We start from the raw sequence: 16,953 nt of genomic DNA on the forward strand, positions 1-16,953 counted from the left end.
CGGACGTTTTTTTCAGACTTGCGGGAAGTGAATAGCTTGCGTAGCAAGGTGTTCGCTTCCCGCAAGTTCACAAAGGGGTAGCTGCCGCAAGGCAGCGTAGGGGAAGTGTAGCTTCCCCTGTCCCCCGGCGGTCTGCCATGCTGTCACTGTTGCGGGATAAGCCCCCGGCGCGTGACATACTCCGTTGCAAAACGGCGGTGTTCCGCTTCCTTTTCCCGCCAATACTCCCATAATGCAGCGTCGGCGGCTTCCGCAACATTCATTAAAAACCGTTCAAGCTGCTTTTGTTTTTCCTCTGCGCTACGTTTCCTCATGGTCTGCGTCCTCCTGTAAGTCTGCTGCGTCAATCTCGTAATAGTCAAAAACCTCGTCGGGCTTGACAATGGCGGGGCGGCGTTTAAGGTGCTTTTCCATGTCAAAGGCGTTCTTCGGGTCTGCGTCGGATAGGTACTTGTATTTCGGGTGTTTCGTTATGTCGAATTTGTCCGAAAAGAACGGGCGCACCCCGCGTAGCTGCAAGATACATTTCCCTCCGTCCATGACTGCGATTTCATCTTCCGTCATAAGCTGCTTTCCCAATTTCTGATAGTTCAGCCCATGCGAAAGCTCCCGCCCTCTGGTTTCGGAAGTGTTGAAGCTGTCTATCGTTTCCTTGCCTAAAATCTCCGATATTTCTTTGAGGGTGGTTTTCTCCTTGCCGCCCAAGAAAAGCGTGGTGTCGCAGTTGCCGACTATGGTATCGGCGTTGTCCTTGTAGATTGCCTTTAGCTGTGACTGGCTCTGCAAGATGATTGACGCGGAGATTTCCCGGCTCCGTATCGTTGCAATGAGCTTTTCAAACTTTGGTATCTGCCCGATATTCGCAAATTCATCAAGTAAGCACCTAACATGGACGGGAAGCCGCCCGCCATATTCATCATCTGCTTTGTCGCATAAAAGGTTGAATAACTGTGTGTAGAGAATACTCACGACAAAGTTAAAGGTGTCGTCGGTGTCGCTGATAATCACGAAAAGGGCTGTCTTTCTGTCGCCTATGGTGTCAAGCTCCATTTCGTCGGTTTCCATAAGCTCCCGCAGCTCCTTAATGTCGAATGGGGCTAACCTCGCGCCGCATGAGATAAGTATGCTTTTTGCGGTCTTGCCCGCCGCAAGTTTGTATTTTTTGTACTGCTTGACTGCAAAATGCTCCGGGTCTTTTTCTTCCAGACGTTCAAACATGAGGTCAACCGGGTTCTGGAAGTCCTCGTCGTCCTCGCGGGCTTCCGACGCATTTATCATTTCAAGCAGCGTCGTGAAGTTCTTCTCGTCCTCCGGGGCTTCATACCAGATATAGCCGATTAGCGCGGTGTAGTAGAGCTTTTCCGCTTTCACCCAGAAATCCTCGCCGGATTTTTCCCCGTCGCCTTTGGTGTTGGCGATAATGGTATTGACTAACTTCAAAATGTCCTTTTCGCTCCGCAGATAGGCAAAGGGATTGTATTTCATGGATTTTTTGAAGTTAATCGTATTTAGCACTTTGATACGGTATTTGTACCGCTGCAACATTTTCCCGGTTTCCAAAATCAGTGTTCCTTTCGGGTCAGTGACGATATACGACGTTGGAAAATCCTTTGACGTACATTGCATGAGCGACGGTTTCACAAAGAACCGGGTCTTGCCGCTGCCGGAACCGCCGATTACAAGGATATTTTTGTTTCTTGCGTATTTCGGCTGCTTCGGGCGGCTGTTCATGGTAAGCCGTTCCGTCTGCGTTAGGGGGATATTGTTCTCAAATACCGGGTCGGTGTACGGCTTTATGTCGTCAGCCCCGCCCCAACGCGCCGAACCGTATTCTGTCCCGCGGCGGTATTTCTTCGCGTTCTTGCCTTTGGTGTAGATAATCAGCCGGACAATGACCGCCCCCGCAATGCCTAAAGCTAAGTCTGCCGGGTGGAAGCTCGGCGCGATACTGGAAAAGGCGGCGGTAAAACCGTCCCCAAGATGTAGCAGCTTTGCGCTCGCGTCCGCGCCGGGGGAGAGCCGGACAGCCGCGCCCACTTTATCAAAGAGCCAGACAAAGAGCAGATACGGGAGATTTAAGATAAGCAGCTTCTTGATTTCCGGCTTCATAGCGATACCTCCCTGTCTTTGTTCTTGACCTTTGCCCGTTCCGCGTTCTTGCCCTGTGCAGCTTCTTTGAGGGTAGAGAGCAGCTTTCGGATTGAGGGCTTTTTCTCCTGTGTCAGCTTTTTTGCGGAAAATTCCTTAAAGGCGGCGGTCAGCACGTCCGCGTCCCGCCCCTTGAAGAAAACCAGATAGCGGGGCGGGCTTTCCGTCGCGTCCTTTTTCAGCGCAAAGTCGATACCGTACTTTTTCGCCGTACTCTCAAAGGCTTTGATATTGCCCTCGGTAATCTCAATGTTGGAAACGCCCGCGTTCTGCTTCATAAGCTGCTTTAAGCTCTGCTTGCCCTGTGGCGGTTTTGCAAGCTGCTTTTTGCCCTTTGACAGTATGGCTTTCATTGCCTTTTGGAGCGTCTGCGCGGTCAGCTTCCCGGTCTTGATGTAAAGGGCTATGGTCTTTTCGTTTACTTCGTCCTGCAATTTGTCGCGTCCTCCTTTCGCGTTTCTTTATGGGGCGGCGGTCAGATACGCACCCGCAGCCCGTTCAAGTCCTCGGCTCTGATACCCACAAGATACCAGTTGTCGCCGTACTCAATCCGGGTCGGCTTCCACTTGCCCCGCACGAATACGTCAAAGCACTCGCCGCAATGCAAGCCCCCGTAGTAGCTGTTTAAGTCAAAGCGGATGTCGTAACGGTCGGTGCGCTCGTCAAATACCAATGCTCCTGTCATTTTCTGTGCCATAATAAAATCCTCCTTTTGTGGTTGTGGGTGGTTACAGGCTTTCGCCCTCGTTGCATGAATAATAGTCCGGGTCGCCGTACTGCGGCTTTTTCGGTGACAGTGCGCCGCTTGCCATGTCATGGGCGACAAGGGAAGTGTAATAATTGCCGATAGTGGACGGGGCGTTGAAAAGGGCTGCTTTCAGATATTGCTTGATGTTGCGGATTTTCGTTGTGTTCTCCCGCATACAGTCAAGCACAAAGCGGATATGCTCGCCGTCCAGTTTCATAAACTTAGATTTCACAAGCTCTGCCGGGTAGTCGTCCCCCGCAATCCGTACCCGCTTTCTGGCGGTGCATACGGTTTCAAGCATGAGGTCTACAATCTCGTCAAGCCTGTCACTGTCAAACTTCATGTCCTGTTTGAGAATGTCGTAGTCGATATTGTCCTTGATGATTTCCCGGTATATATCAACTGCGCTCTGTGCTGTCGCTTCCGTTCCTTTCCGTTCCGGCGGCGTAGCCGCTTCTCTGCAAGGAGAGGGGTTAGGGGAAAGGATAGGAATGGAATGGGTACTTTGTTCATCAGTAATTATTTTTTCTTTTTTTGGTAAGTCAGTTCTTTGTATATCTTTATTTAATTGCGTTGGATTTTCCAACGTAGGTTTTTCCAATGTTGGTTTTTCCTGTGTTGGATTATCCAATGTTGGATTTTCCAATGTTGGTAAATCCGGCGTAGGCGGCTGCGGCTGCTCGAATATCACATAGTCCGCGCCCCGCAAGCGTCCTTTCTCGTCGCGCTCCCTTGAACGGACGATATACCCGGCGCGTTCAAGCTCCTTAATGGCTTCGCGGATAGCGTCTATCTTCTCCCGGTTGATAAGGGATAAGCCTTTCAAGGTGTAGTCCCAATCTTCGGGGAGTGACAGCATTTGCGACAACAGCCCCTTTGCCTTTAGGGAAAGCTCCTTGTTGCGTAGGTGGTGGTTGCTCATTACGGTGTAGCCCTTGTTCCGTTCCACTCTGAAAACTGCCATAGTTCATAGCTCCTTTGCTTTGGATTTGTTACGCAGTAGAAGCGCGGTTTCGGGGAATAAGGTATAAATCCCTTGCCGCGCCAGATACACACCCGCAAAACCGCTTGTAGCAAGGCTTTTTCTGCCCCTACTGCGTAACAAAGGGCATGAAAAAAGCGGCGTTCCTGTTCTCCCATGTAGAGAGTAAGAAACGCCGCTTCTGCGTCGTATTCAGTTTTTAGTACAATACCCTGCTTGTCCGTCGCTCGAAAAACCTTGATTTTCCAGTGTTTTCAAAAGTATCGTTATCTAACGTCAGCTTTATCTATACCGGATTTTCCATGTCTATGTGCCTGTTTTTGATGCGCAGCTTTTTTCTCTCCATCCCAAAGGAACTGGAAGAGGCGGCTTACATAGAAGGGGCAGGCTTTTACCGCACCTTCTTCAAGATCATGCTGCCCATTTCAAAGCCAGCCCTGGCCAGCTCGGCAGTCATGACCTTTATCGGCGCCTGGAATGAGCTTCTTTATGCCCTGCTGCTTACCTCTAAAGAGGTCAACCGCACGCTACCCCTTACCATGAAATATTTCACCTCCATGTTTTCCTTTAACTATACGCCTATGTTTGCCGCGTTGGTTATGTGCATTGTCCCCACCATTTTGGTATACGTGCTTCTGCAAAATCAGATCATGGAAAGTATGGTGGCTGGCGCTGTAAAGGGGTAAACCTTTCTGATATAAATATCCCCCGGCGGAGCCGGGGGTATTTCATAAGCGGGTATCACCCTATGATATTTGCAATTCTACTTTGTGTGTGCTAAACTTTTGTTGGTATCCATCTGAATGTCCTCCTTTTGTTGTTTTTGGTGCAGTTGCCAGACCGCTCCTTTATTCTACAACAAAAGGAGTTCTTCTTTCTTCATGATCGGCAGAAGCCTTCCTTTGAACCACTCGCCTTGCGAGTGGTTTTCATTAGACAAAAAACAGCCGCCCTGTTTGGGCGGCTGTTTTTTACTCTGCCAAGGCTCTAGTAAGCCAGGCCTCGGCGATATCCAGGGCCAGGTACAGCCCGTTCTTTTCACTGGTCTTTACGATCTGTTTTCTGGTGCGGATCTCGGGATCGGTATACATCAGCTGTACCGTTACCTTATCGGCTACCTCAAGATCTCCCACCTTTTTCTTGGTTTTTACATCGATCTTGATGACGTATTTATCCTTCATACTGCCATAATAAATGGTATCGCCCGAGCGTACCAGGGGCTTTCCCTTATAAGTGGGAAAGCTGCTTTTTTCCTGCTTCGCCTTTGGCGCCGCTTTCTGCTCGCTCAAAAAATCACCGCGCTTTCCTTCATCAGATTCCCCGTTACTCACCCAAATAGGAACGGACCATCGCCTTTAAAAGCTCATCCCGGTCGATCCGGCGCACCAGGCTGCGGGCGTTATTGTGGGTGGTGATGTAGGTGGGGTCCTCGCTCAGCAGATATCCCACGATCTGACTGATGGGGTTATACCCCTTTTCCTTCAGCGCATCGTACACTGTAAGCAGGATACGCTTCATGTCTGCTTCCCGCACCTCTTCCATGGAAAAGGTGATGGTATTGTTGCTGGAAAAATCCTCCGGCATGTGGAACACCTACCTTTCGTGTACCTTTTATCATACAGGATATCTACGGGAATTGCAAGTTTTTCCGGCTCCCTTTTTGTGAAAAACTTTTTTCAGCGCTTCTCTAGGAGCGCAAAGCCGCCCCGACTCTGTTCAGCTTTTCCACAATACCGTCCACCACAGGCTGTATTTCTTCCTTGGAAAGGGTCTTTTCCTGAGAGGAGAACGCAAAGCGCAGGGTCAGGCTCTTTTTCCCATTCTGAGAGAAGGAATCGATCAGGCTTACGCCGGTAAGCAGAGAGGGGTCTATTTCAGCCCAGGCCGGGGAAAGATCGGCGTATTTCAGACCGTCCGGCACCAGGAGAGACAAATCGAAATCGATGCCGGGGAACCGGGAGGGCTCCCGATATTCCAGAGCCTCCGCGGGCAGGGCGGCAAAGGCGTCCATAGTAAGCTGGGCACAGACCACCGCCGCTTTCCGGTCAAGGTTGGAAAGCACAGAGGGGTGCACCGTGCAGAGCCAGCCGAGCGTTTCCCCGCGGCAGGAAATTTCCGCCGTATTTCCGGGGTGCTGCCAGGCATGAACAGGCTCCCGACGTTCCAGGGAAAGCTCTGTGCGCTTGATCTCTCTGCCCAAGGTCTTTACGATCTCCAACAGCCGGAAAAACAGCTCCTTTTCGCTCTGCGTTCTGCTGTAAAGCACAATGCCAAGGGCCTTGCGCTCCGCGCATTCGCCGTTTTCCCTCTTTCCTTCACACACTCTGCCGATCTCAAACAGGCCGAAATCCGCCGCAAAGGATCGGTTTTCCTGTACAAAGGAAAGCAGCGTGGGCCCCATGTTGGTCCGCAAGGTCTCATGGTCGGGAGACTGCGGACTCAAAAGCTTTACGTTTTCCTCCACCGCAATGCCCAGCTCCCGGCATTTTTTGGCATCGAACCAAATATAGGAATGCACCTCGTGCAGGCCGTATCGCTCTACCAGAATATCCTTTGCAAAATTGTCGGATTTATTTGCCGCGCTCTTTTTTCTGGGATACAGCGGACTCAGGGTAGTGGCGATCTCAAAATTGTCATAGCCATAGATCCGGGTGATCTCTTCAATGATGTCCGCCTTGATGGTCACGTCCTTGGTAGCCCGCCAGGAGGGTACCGTTACCCGGAACTCCATACCGTCATACTCCGCCCCGAAGCCCAAAGAGCGCAGGGTGGAAAGTACCTGGTCGTCAGAAATTTCAATACCGGTGTAGCGGTCCACATACCGCTTGTCAAAGCGCAAAGAAATTTCAGGGTAGCGCTTCACATAAACATCTGTCAGCCGGGAGATCACCTGAGCCTGAGGATCGATCTCCAGAAGCAGCTTCAAAAACCGGGCAATGGCGGGCACGGTCATTTCGGGATCCAGGGTCTTTTCATACCGCATGGAAGCGTCTGTCCGCAGGCCCAGCCGGGTAGAGGCCCTGCGCACGCTGACCGCGTCAAAGGTGGCGGATTCCAGCAGCAGGCTGTCGGTATCATCCTCAATTTCAGAGGCAAGGCCCCCCATAACCCCAGCCACCGCCACCGGTTGGCCCTTGGAGCAGATCATCAGCGTGTTTTCGTCAATAGAGCGCTCTACGCCGTCCAGGGTTTGGAACACAAAGGGCTCGGAGAAGCGCTTCACCTCAACGCTGTCCACCTTGGCGCAATCAAAGGCGTGCATGGGCTGGCCCATTTCCAGCATCAGGTAGTTGGTGAGATCCGCCAGGAGATTGATGGCCCGGCTGCCGCAGTAGAACAGGCGGATCCGCATATTCACCGGGCTTACCTTCTTTGTGATATTGCGCACCTTTAAGCCGGAATAGCGGAAGCAAAGCTCCTTGTCCAGCACCTCGATGGAAATGGGGTCCAGCCTGTCGAACTGAGAAAGCTCTACGGTTTCCAGGGGCTTTAATTCCCGGCCTGTCAGGGCCGCGAATTCCCGGGCGATGCCGTAATGGCCCCACAGATCCGGGCGGTTGGTCAGGGATTTGTTATCCACCTCAAACACCAGATCCCGAATGGCATAAAGTTCGGTCATATCCACACCCACGGGGGTGTCCTCCGGCAGCTCCCACAGGCCGGAGTGATCGGCGGAAACGCCCAGCTCGTGCTCGGAGCAGCACATGCCGTGGGATTCACACCCGGCGATCTTCGCACAGCCGATCTCCACGCCGCCTACCATGCCGCCCTCCTTCACAAAGGGAACGATCATGCCCGCCCGCACATTGGGTGCGCCGCAGACCACGCCATACACCTTGTCTCCGGCATCTACCGTAAGCAGGTGAAGCTTTTGGGAATTCGGGTGATCCTCCACCGTCAGGATCTTTCCCGCAACTACGTCCCGCAGGTTTTCTCCCATGTGAAATACTTCCTCCACCTCGGCGGTGGAAAGGGTAAAACGATGGATCAGCGCTTCCAGATCCAAGCCGGAAAGATCTACAAAATCCCCGATCCAATTCATTGAAATAAGCATATAAGTTCTTCCTTTCTCTCCTGTTTCTTTCGCCCTGTGCCGATAGGCGGGCTTTTCTCCCATCATTCGTGCCGGAACTGGGACAGCGCCTTGAGATTGCCGCTGTTCAGGTCCCGGATATCCTTTACGCCGTATTTCATCATCACAAGCCGGGTCAGGCCCAGGCCAAAGGCAAAGCCGGTGTATTCCTCCGGATCGATGCCGCCCTCCTTCAGCACGTTGGGGTGGATCATGCCGCAGGGGCAAAGCTCCACCCAGCCGGAATGGTGGCAGGTAGAGCAGCCCTCCCCCCCGCAGATCTGGCAGTTGATATCCAGCTCAAAGCCGGGCTCCACGAAGGGAAAGAAGCCGGGGCGCAGGCGCACCTTCACGTCCCGCTCAAACACCTCGGAAAGCATGGTTTTCATAAAATAGATCAGGTTGGAAATGGAGATATTCTTATCCACCATGATGCCCTCCATCTGGAAGAAGGTGGTCTCATGGCTGGCGTCGGTTGCCTCGTTTCTAAAGCACCGCCCCGGGAAAATGGCACGCACCGGCGCGCCGTATTTCCGCAGAATAAAATTCTGGGCGGCGGAGGTTTGGGTCTTCAGCAGCTGGCCGTTGTCGAGATAATAGGTGTCCTGCATGTCTCTGGCAGGATGATCCTTGGGGATATTCACCGCTTCAAAGCATTCATAGTCGGTAACGATTTCCTTAAAATCCTCCACCACAAAGCCCATGGAGGCGAAAATTTCCTCCAGCTGCCGCTGAATGATGGTGACGGGGTGATAGGAGCCCCCCTGTGCCGCGGTGGGCAGAGTAACGTCGTATCGCTCTGCCGAAGCGATCAGCCGCTCCTCCTCCATGGCCCGAATTTGCTCTACCCGGCCCGCGATCCTTTCCTCCACCTGCTTTTTCAGAAGATTGATATGCTGACCCATTTCCTTTTTCTGCTCGGCGCTCACGTCCTTTAGGCCCTTCAAAAGCTCCGTGACAGAGCCTTTTTTGCCCAGATAAGCCACCCGCAGCTTTTCCACAGCCTCGCTGTTTCCGGCCTCCTGCAGCTCCTGCTCAAAGCGTTTTTGCAGTGCTTCGATCTTCTCGTTCATTTCAGAACCGTCCTTCCTGTTTCAGATTCGGAGACAAAAAAACTTCGCCCCCTCGTTCCCGGGGCGAAGTGTAAACTACGCGGTACCACCCAAGTTCAGCAGGCGCTAAAAAATGCCTGCCCTTTCTTCCGGCCTGTAACGTGGCCTATGCCGTCAGAGCCTACCGCCGAAATCCGGGTTCAGCCCTGCCGCTCCGAAAGGAACTTCATTCCGTCCGCCCCACACTCGCGCTTTCAGCCGGCGGCGCGAGCTCTCTGAGTGTGCAAAAAGCAGCTTTCGCCGCACGGAACTACTTTCTTTCTTCTCAGCGTTTTTCTTATTTTAGCACAGAGACCGGGGCTTTTCAAGGGGTTTCCGGAAATTCAAAAACTTTATTGAAACAAAAGAAAGAATATGCTATACTTGATAAAAATTCCATAAAAGAAACTGGCTTTTTGAAAGGAAACATATCTATGAATGACGTATTTATAGAACGCATGGTAAAGAAAAAATTCGAGGGAAAGGACGCGCTGATCCTGGCGGCCGTGGTGGTAGGGATTGTGCTTCTCTCCTTCATTGGCTTTGTGGTGGGCTTTCTCATCATTCAGTTCCCCACACTGACCCTGCTGATCATGGCGGGGGCTATTTTCGGCGGCTACAAGCTGATCGGTGCCCGGCTTCTGGAATATGAATACAGCCTGACAAATGGCTATATCACCGTGGATAAGATTTTAAACCGCTCTACCCGCAAGCGCATGACCGCCTTTGAGTGTGACAGCTGCGAGGATATCGGTATCTACCTGGAAAACGAAGCGCGGCTGAAAAACCGTTCCTTTGATACCAGGGTGTTCGCCACCCGGTATGAAAACCGCCAGGGCTCCTGGTATATGATCGTCCGCGGGAAAAAGACCGGAAAAACCCTTCTGGTATTCGACCCGGACGAGGAGTTTCAGGAGGCGGTAAAGAAATTTATTCCCAGGCAGCTGAAATTTGAAAAATTTGGGAGGAACTGAGCTTTTCTTCGGAAAAGCTTTTCCGCCATAAGGAGGTAAGCGCCATGACTATTGTTCCCAAAGACTATCAGGCCGCCCTCTCTCTCTATGAGACCCAGAAGGCCATTGGGCTGATCAAAAATGTATTTCAGGTAAAGCTGTGCGCCGCCCTGCACCTGAAGCGGGTCACAGCGCCCCTTTTTGTAGATCCCGCCACCGGTCTGAACGATGACCTGAACGGCGTGGAGCGCCCTGTCAGCTTCGATGTACCGGCGGTAGGCGTGGACGCCCAAGTGGTGCATTCTCTGGCAAAGTGGAAACGGCTTGCCCTGCACGATTACGATTTCTATGTGGGGAACGGCCTGGTCACGGATATGAACGCCATTCGCCGGGACGAGGAGCTGGATAACCTTCACTCCATCTATGTGGATCAATGGGACTGGGAAAAGGTCATTGACGATGGAATGCGCACCGAAAGCTATCTGGAAGATACGGTGCGGCGCATTGTCAGCGCCATCTGCGGCACACTGGACGAATTGCAGTGGCAGTTTCCCCAGCTGGAAACAGAGCTTTGCCGTGACGTGACCTTCCTCACCTCTCAGGAGCTGGAGGACAGCTTCCCGGAGCTTACTCCCAAGGAGCGGGAAACCGCCTTTGTGAAGGAGCACAAAACCGTCTTTATCAAGAAGATCGGTGGAAAGCTGAAAAGCGGCAAGCCCCACGACGGCCGGGCGCCGGACTATGACGACTGGGAATTAAACGGCGACCTGCTGTTCTGGCACGAGCCCCTGGGCTGTGCTTTGGAAATCAGCAGCATGGGAATTCGGGTCAGCCCGGAATCTCTGGACAGGCAGCTGACAGAGGCCGGCTGTGACCACCGGAGAAAGCTGTCCTTCCATCAAATGCTTTTAAAAGGAGAACTGCCCCTGACCATCGGCGGCGGTATCGGCCAAAGCCGCCTGTGCATGCTGCTTTTGGGCAAGGCCCATATCGGCGAGGTGCAGGCCTCCCTGTGGGACCAGGAGACCCGCAGGCTTTGCAGGGAAGGAAATATCACGCTACTTTGAAAAAGCAAGGGAACGGGCGCGTTGCAGTTTTTCTGCAATGCGCCCGTTTTTTAGATACCAGATGCTGGATACTGGATTCTAGATAGTGGTGGCACAAATAACCGAGCTACGCTCGGTTATTTGTGCATTGAAAGGAAGAGTAAGGGACACAAGCGTTGTAACTAACGCCCCGTAAATTATAGTTTTAGCGGCGAGGCGCCGCGGCCACTCGTGCCCCTACTTGGTGCAGGAGTTTGGTTTCCGACCCGACCAGAAGTAAAATGACAAATTATAGTTTAGCACACAGTTCCCCACTGTCATTCTGAGGAACGAAGTGACGAAGAATCTCGTCCTTAATTCCAGGGCAAAAAGGAAAAGAACGAGATTCTTCGCTTCGCTCAGAATGACAAGAGGGCAGTGTGCAAATAACCGCCAAATTCCAATTTAGCAAACTATGCCCTTGCCCTTTCATTGCTCATTGCTAATTCCTCATTTTCCTGCGCCAAGCGGGGACACGAGTGCCCGCTCCGGCTCGGCGCATTGCTCATTCCGTTGTGAGGTGCAGCACGTGGCACACGCCGGGAATGGCCTCTCCCTGCTGCTGGGAGGTGGGGGACATCAGCGCGCCGGTGGCGCAGAACAGGATATTCTTCAGCCTTCCCTGTTCCATGCGCTTCAGCAAATGGCCGCAGAGCACGGAAGCGGAGCAGCCGCAGCCGGAGGCTCCCGCATGCACGTCCTGGGCACTTCTGTCGTACAGCATCAGGCCGCAGTCGTTGTGAACCTTTTGGATCGTCACGCCGTTATCCTCCAGGGCCTGGTACAAAAGCTTCGTGCCCACTAAGCCCAGGTCTCCGGTAAAAATGCCGTCATACTCCTCCGGCTTTGTGCCGGTGTCCTGTAAATACTGGTAAATGCTGTCCGCCGCGGCGGGTGCCATGGCAGCCCCCATATTGGCAGGATCCTTTACGCCCAGGTCAACGATCTTCCCTGCCAGGCCGTGACGGATCTTGATCTTTCCGCCCTTGCCGATCACCAGGCAGCCGGAAGCCGTGGCCGTCCACTGCGCGGTGGGAGTGCGCTGAGAGCCGTATTCCAACGGCGTGCGGAACTGCCGTTCCGCTGAACAGAAATGAGAGCTGGTCACAGCCACCGCCCGTTCCGCCGCCCCGCTTTCCACCATGACAGAGGCCATAAACAGCGTTTGCGCCATAGTGGAGCAGGCTCCATACTGGCCCAAAAAGGGAATTTGAAAATCCAGAAGGCCAAAGGTGGAAGAAATGCACTGGTTCAGAAGATCTCCCGCAAAGATCATATCCATTTGCTGGGCGGTCATACCGGATTTTTCAATAGCCAAAGCCACCGCTTCCTTTTGCAGCTGAGCCTCTGCCTTTTCCCAGCTCTCCATTTGCAGGCTGGTGTCCTGAAAGGTCTGGTCAAAGTCCTGACCCAGAGGACCCTGAGCCTCCTTTTTCCCGCCGATGGCGGCATGGCCCAGCACCGTGGGCGGCGCCGAGAATTCCAAAGTACGCTGTCCGATCCGTTTCATAGTGAAATCATCCTTTCAAAAATTTGAGGAAAGCAAGGGGAAATGTATCTTTTTTAATGAGAAATTAGGAATGAGCAATTTAAGAGCAAAGACTTAGTTCGCTAAATTGGAATTTAGCGCCGAGCCGGCGCATGCACTCGTGAAGTTGCTTGGTACGGGAAACCGGTTTCTGAGCCGACCGTTGGCAGGGTGGTAAATTGGAATTTGACGGTTCTTCGCTCACTTCCCGCCTGTCATCCTGAACGAAGTGAAGGATCTCGTCCTTTGCCCTTTTTCCGGGAATTAAGGACAAGATTCTTCGTCACTGCGTTCCTCAGAATGACAGTGGGGAACTGTGTGCTAAACTATAATTTATCGAACACCCTTCACATTACTCATTGCTAATTTTTCATTGCTCATTATGCATAGCAGCGCAGCAGCGCCAACTGCCGCTGATTTCTGCGTTACTTATTTTTTCCGGTGGATCTTTTATTATCCTCCGGAAATTTTTGCATAAAAAAGCACCCAAAAGGGTGCTTAAAATTACTTTGGAAAGGACAGCTATCCAAAAACACAGTATTTCTGTTCTGTCGGCCTTTTACAACAGCGGCTCGATCACAAGCTCATTCTCCTTCACAGCTACCGATATACCGAAAAGCCCGCCCTCTCCACGCTCCACCAGAAGCGTGGCAATTTTGTCCTCTACCATGCGGCGGATATTGTTCCGCAGGTCTCTTGCGCCGCTGGCGCCATGTATGGATCTCTCCGCAAGCAGGGCGCAAACAGCCTGCTCATATTTCATTTCTATGCCCTTTTCTTTTAAGGAGCCCACATATTCCTCCAGCATCAGGGCGGCGATTTTTTCATAATCCGCCTGCTCCAGGGGACGGAACAAAACGATCTCATCAATACGACTCAGAAATTCGGGCCGCAGGAATTCCTTCAGGGCTTTCATGGCCTTTTCCCGGCTTAGGTCGGCGGCGGTTTTCGCAAAACCCAGGGAACCGTCCTTTCGGTCGCTTCCGGCATTGGAGGTCATTACGATCACGGTGTTCTCAAAATTCACCGTTCTGCCATGGGCGTCGGTAATGCGGCCCTCGTCCAGAATTTGCAGCAGAATATTCATCACATCGGGATGCGCTTTTTCAATTTCATCGAACAGCAGTACGGAATAGGGCCTTCTGCGCACCTTTTCCGTGAGCTGCCCCGCTTCGTCATACCCCACATAACCGGGAGGGGAACCGATGATCTTCGATACGGAATGCTTTTCCATAAATTCGGACATATCCAGCCGGATCAGGGTCTCGGGGCTGTCGAACAGCTCCTGGGAAAGCACCCGCACCAGCTCGGTTTTCCCTGTTCCGGTGGGGCCTACAAACAGGAAGGAGGCGGGCCGCCTGCGGGGGCTGATCTGCACCCGGCTGCGGCGCACGGCGGAGGACACGGCTTTGACGGCCTCCTCCTGGCCGATGATCTTCTGAGACAGCACCTCTTCCAGATGCAAAAGCTTTTTCAGCTCGTTTTCCGCGATCCGGGCGGCCGGGATCCCCGTCCACAGCTCGATGACATGGGCGGCGTCCTGCTCCTCCACGGCGGCAAAGGCCCCTTCAGACCGCAAGGCGTCCAGGTTTTCCTCCAGGGTGGCGATGCGGTAGTGGGTTTTCGCCAGCTCCTCATAATCCACTGTGCCTTCATTGGCCTGCTCGGAAAGCTCCTGCTCTCTGGCCTTCTCCTTTTTCAGGGACAGCTCCGTGGAATCGTATTCCTCCAGCTTCTTATTGCGCAGGGCGGCACAGGCGCAGGCCTCGTCCAGCAGGTCGATGGCCTTATCGGGCAGATAGCGGTCTGTGACATAGCGCTCCGCCAGCGTCACCATGCGGCGGACAAGCTGATCCGACACCGTGACCCGGTGGTAGGCTTCATAGTAGCCCTTGATACCCAGCAGCACCTGAACCGCCTCGCCGATGGAGGGCTCAGTGACGGTAACGGGCTGGAACCGGCGCTCCAGGGCGGCGTCTTTTTCAATGTATTTTCGATATTCCGCAAAGGTAGTGGCGCCGATCACCTGGATCTCTCCCCGGGAAAGCGCGGGCTTCAGGATATTGGCGGCGTTCATGCTGCCCTCCGCATCACCTGTACCCACCAGGTTGTGGATCTCATCGATAAACAAAATGATATTACCATCAGCCTTCACTTCGTCCACCAGGCCCTTGATCCGGCTTTCAAACTGCCCCCGAAACTGGGTGCCCGCTACCAAAGAGGTTAGATCCAACAGCTGAACCTCCTTTTCCCGCAGGCAGGCAGGCACCTTTCCCGCCGCAATGCGCAGGGCAAGGCCTTCCGCAATGGCGGTTTTTCCCACACCGGGCTCGCCGATGAGGCAGGGATTGTTTTTGGTGCGGCGGGAAAGGATCTGCACCACCCGCTCGATCTCCCGCTCTCTGCCGATAATGGCGTCCAGCTGGCCCTGCCGGGCCTTTCCTGTGAGATCGGTGCAGTAATTTTGAATATGCTTCCGCTTCTTTTTGTGATAGCTTTCCTTCTTTTCCCGTACTCCAGCTTCGGAAGCTCCACCGTTCTCTCCGGGCGCGCCGCCCAGCATCATATCGGTGGGCAGCATGGTTGCCGCCCCGCCCGGCACAAAGGAATCCTCTTCGTCCTCCATGTCTTCCAGGTCCATCAGTTCTGCCATCTGGCCGGTAACGGCCTCCAGCTCTTCCTCGCTGATCCCCATTTTTTCCATAATATCATTGACCGGCTTGATGCCCAGCTCCTTTGCACAGGTAAAACACAGCCCCTGGGTGTTTTTTCCATCGATGGAATGAGAAACAAACACCACAGCGGGCCTTTTATGACAACGCGAACACATCAGCATAGCTGCTAACCACCTTCCTTGCCCGGTAAACGGAACAGCTTCCTTAACAAAGCTTCAAACGATTTATTTTTTCCTTGGCTCCCGCACCGTTTTTGTGCGGATCTCATCGGGCAGATTCAATTCATACTTTTCATCGCTGGAATGCAGTATTTCCAAAAAAATCTGAAAATACCGAATGCCGGAATAGATCATCATAAAGGCCGTGAGCAGCAGCAAGCCGTAGGAAACGCCGCTGAACACCGGGCCGGATAACTGAAACGCCCCGTCCATAAGCACTATGACGCCCACGGAAATATAGAACATCACCGTGGCAATCTTTCCGTACCATTTGGCGGCGCAGGGCCGTTTTCTTTTTTTCAGCAGCACCGCCGCACAACACAGCATGCCCAGTTCCTTACAGATAAAAATCACCAGCACCGGACGGATCACAGGAAATTTTACGGCAAGGCAAAGAGCCACCACGCCCTGGGTAAGCTTGTCCGCCAGTGGATCCAGCATTTTCCCCAGCTCCGTGATCTGGTTGAATTTGCGGGCGATCATCCCGTCAAACAGATCGGAAAGGCCGGAAACCGCCAGCAAAATCGCCGCCGTAAGAAGATCTCCATTCAGAAAAGCCATGGCAAAAAAGGGTACCACAACAATGCGCAGCAAGGACAGCGCATTGGGTATGGTAAGATTTTGATTTCTCGGTTTACGTTCCAGAGCCATGGCCTAAATTCCTCTCTTTTCCAGTCTCTTCCCTTTCCCGCGGGAGGCGAAGCGCCTCGGAAGCTTCTCAGCGGAACATAGCTCCCAGCGGGTTCAGCCGGGTCACAAGCCCGGCGATCACAGAACGGTCCAGCATAATTTTCACGTCCGCCTGGGCCTCCGTTTCCAGCATTGGCAGAAATACCTGCAAGGCGGAAACGAGGATCCACACGGAAACAAGCGCCAACAGAAAGCCGAACAGCCCGCCCAAGGCGCCGTTTAACTGCCGAAGCAGAGGCAGCCGGAACAACCCCGCCACCATATCCGCCAGTACCCGCACCACGATCATAAACAGGCAAAACAGCACGATCACCGCAAGCACCTTCAAAAAGCCGATAAACACCGGAGCCAGGGAATCCGCTATCAGCTCCGCGGCCTCCCCGCTTCGGGTGGAAACCACACCCTCCAGGCTGTTGGCGGTGATACCCGCCTCCGCCAGCGCACGGACAATAAAATCGGGAAGGGAAGAAAGCAGCCCGTTTACGGCGGCAGAGGTGCTTCCCGTTCCCAGAGACGCGATAGAACTGCCGATCCGTTCCACCAGCGCGTCCCGAAACATCACGTCAAAAACCCATTTGGCGGCGGCGCCGCCCAAGGCGGAGGCAAAAAAGGCCGCCAGGATCGAACCCAAAAAGTGGGCGGCGGATTTCACGAATCCTCTGCGGATCCCTATGAAGATAAACAGCAGAAAAACACAGAGAAGCACAAGATCCAGCATGATATTCACAGCGCTTTTCTCCCCCTTACGGCAAATCCAGGCGCA

16 protein-coding genes are annotated in these 16,953 nt (G+C 53.2%); 3 read left to right on the forward strand and 13 right to left on the reverse strand.

Annotation, left to right across the window (positions count from 1 at the left end; translation table 11 throughout):
• Positions 1-143: 143 nt before the first annotated feature.
• The 5 genes from U8T64_RS00535 to U8T64_RS00555 are packed head-to-tail and all read right to left on the reverse strand — an operon-like array spanning position 144 to position 3,860.
• Entirely contained in the window at positions 144-314 is a 171-nt protein-coding gene (locus U8T64_RS00535; RefSeq protein WP_002569167.1) for a hypothetical protein, read from the reverse strand.
• Positions 301-2,109: a VirD4-like conjugal transfer protein, CD1115 family gene (locus tag U8T64_RS00540; protein ID WP_016289916.1), complete on the reverse strand. Its 1,809-nt coding sequence runs from the start codon at positions 2,107-2,109 to the stop codon at positions 301-303. Before U8T64_RS00540 ends, U8T64_RS00535 begins: the two co-directional genes overlap by 14 nt.
• The gene (locus U8T64_RS00545; RefSeq protein ID WP_002569165.1) at positions 2,106-2,582 is read right to left on the reverse strand and encodes a PcfB family protein; all 477 of its coding nucleotides are present in this window, start codon (positions 2,580-2,582) and stop codon (positions 2,106-2,108) included. The genes U8T64_RS00540 and U8T64_RS00545 overlap by 4 nt, the downstream gene beginning before the upstream one ends.
• Positions 2,583-2,623: 41 nt before the next feature.
• On the reverse strand, positions 2,624-2,845 hold the full coding sequence (locus tag U8T64_RS00550) for a DUF5348 domain-containing protein (RefSeq protein WP_002569164.1): 222 nt from the start codon (positions 2,843-2,845) through the stop codon (positions 2,624-2,626).
• A 31-nt stretch (positions 2,846-2,876) separates the two neighbouring features.
• Positions 2,877-3,860 carry a DUF6017 domain-containing protein gene (locus tag U8T64_RS00555; RefSeq protein ID WP_008978068.1) on the reverse strand — a complete coding sequence of 328 codons (984 nt, stop codon included), beginning with the start codon at positions 3,858-3,860 and terminating at the stop codon, positions 2,877-2,879.
• Between the two features lie 266 nt (positions 3,861-4,126).
• On the opposite strand from U8T64_RS00555, the gene U8T64_RS00560 reads away from it, so the two are divergent.
• Positions 4,127-4,564 (forward strand): carbohydrate ABC transporter permease, encoded by a 438-nt coding sequence (locus U8T64_RS00560; RefSeq protein WP_322179908.1) that lies wholly within the window; start codon positions 4,127-4,129, stop codon positions 4,562-4,564.
• A gap of 285 nt (positions 4,565-4,849) precedes the next feature.
• On the opposite strand, the gene U8T64_RS00565 is transcribed toward U8T64_RS00560, so the two are convergent.
• The 4 genes from U8T64_RS00565 to pheS all read right to left on the reverse strand — a co-directional run bounded on the left by U8T64_RS00565 (position 4,850) and on the right by pheS (position 9,023).
• Positions 4,850-5,167 carry a hypothetical protein gene (locus U8T64_RS00565; RefSeq protein ID WP_322179910.1) on the reverse strand — a complete coding sequence of 106 codons (318 nt, stop codon included), beginning with the start codon at positions 5,165-5,167 and terminating at the stop codon, positions 4,850-4,852.
• A gap of 34 nt (positions 5,168-5,201) precedes the next feature.
• Positions 5,202-5,462, reverse strand: coding sequence for an IreB family regulatory phosphoprotein (locus tag U8T64_RS00570; RefSeq protein ID WP_322179912.1), 261 nt, complete (start codon positions 5,460-5,462; stop codon positions 5,202-5,204).
• A 103-nt stretch (positions 5,463-5,565) separates the two neighbouring features.
• The gene (gene pheT, locus U8T64_RS00575) at positions 5,566-7,932 is read right to left on the reverse strand and encodes a phenylalanine--tRNA ligase subunit beta (RefSeq protein ID WP_322179914.1); all 2,367 of its coding nucleotides are present in this window, start codon (positions 7,930-7,932) and stop codon (positions 5,566-5,568) included.
• 62 nt (positions 7,933-7,994) lie between these two features.
• The gene (pheS, locus tag U8T64_RS00580; protein ID WP_322179916.1) at positions 7,995-9,023 is read right to left on the reverse strand and encodes a phenylalanine--tRNA ligase subunit alpha; all 1,029 of its coding nucleotides are present in this window, start codon (positions 9,021-9,023) and stop codon (positions 7,995-7,997) included.
• Positions 9,024-9,475: 452 nt separating this feature from the next.
• On the opposite strand from pheS, the gene U8T64_RS00585 reads away from it, so the two are divergent.
• Together U8T64_RS00585 and asnA are read left to right on the forward strand one after the other, a co-directional pair.
• A complete protein-coding gene (locus U8T64_RS00585) occupies positions 9,476-10,015 on the forward strand; it encodes a DUF6106 family protein (RefSeq protein WP_322179918.1) in 540 nt (179 codons plus the stop codon).
• A 44-nt stretch (positions 10,016-10,059) separates the two neighbouring features.
• Positions 10,060-11,061 (forward strand): aspartate--ammonia ligase, encoded by a 1,002-nt coding sequence (gene asnA, locus U8T64_RS00590; protein WP_322179920.1) that lies wholly within the window; start codon positions 10,060-10,062, stop codon positions 11,059-11,061.
• Between the two features lie 523 nt (positions 11,062-11,584).
• On the opposite strand, the gene spoVAD is transcribed toward asnA, so the two are convergent.
• From spoVAD to U8T64_RS00610, 4 genes are all read right to left on the reverse strand, one after another.
• Positions 11,585-12,589, reverse strand: coding sequence for a stage V sporulation protein AD (gene spoVAD, locus U8T64_RS00595; protein ID WP_322179922.1), 1,005 nt, complete (start codon positions 12,587-12,589; stop codon positions 11,585-11,587).
• A gap of 577 nt (positions 12,590-13,166) precedes the next feature.
• Positions 13,167-15,443 (reverse strand): ATP-dependent Clp protease ATP-binding subunit, encoded by a 2,277-nt coding sequence (locus U8T64_RS00600; protein WP_322179924.1) that lies wholly within the window; start codon positions 15,441-15,443, stop codon positions 13,167-13,169.
• A 63-nt stretch (positions 15,444-15,506) separates the two neighbouring features.
• Complete coding sequence (locus U8T64_RS00605; protein ID WP_322179926.1) at positions 15,507-16,151, reverse strand: CDP-alcohol phosphatidyltransferase family protein; 645 nt, start codon at positions 16,149-16,151, stop codon at positions 15,507-15,509.
• A 67-nt stretch (positions 16,152-16,218) separates the two neighbouring features.
• On the reverse strand, positions 16,219-16,908 hold the full coding sequence (locus U8T64_RS00610; protein WP_322180470.1) for a CvpA family protein: 690 nt from the start codon (positions 16,906-16,908) through the stop codon (positions 16,219-16,221).
• Between the last annotated feature and the right edge of the window lie 45 nt (positions 16,909-16,953).

The sequence above is a fragment of the Neglectibacter caecimuris genome, from assembly GCF_034335015.1.
GTDB classification, from domain to species: Bacteria; Bacillota; Clostridia; order Oscillospirales; family Acutalibacteraceae; genus Acutalibacter; species Acutalibacter caecimuris_A.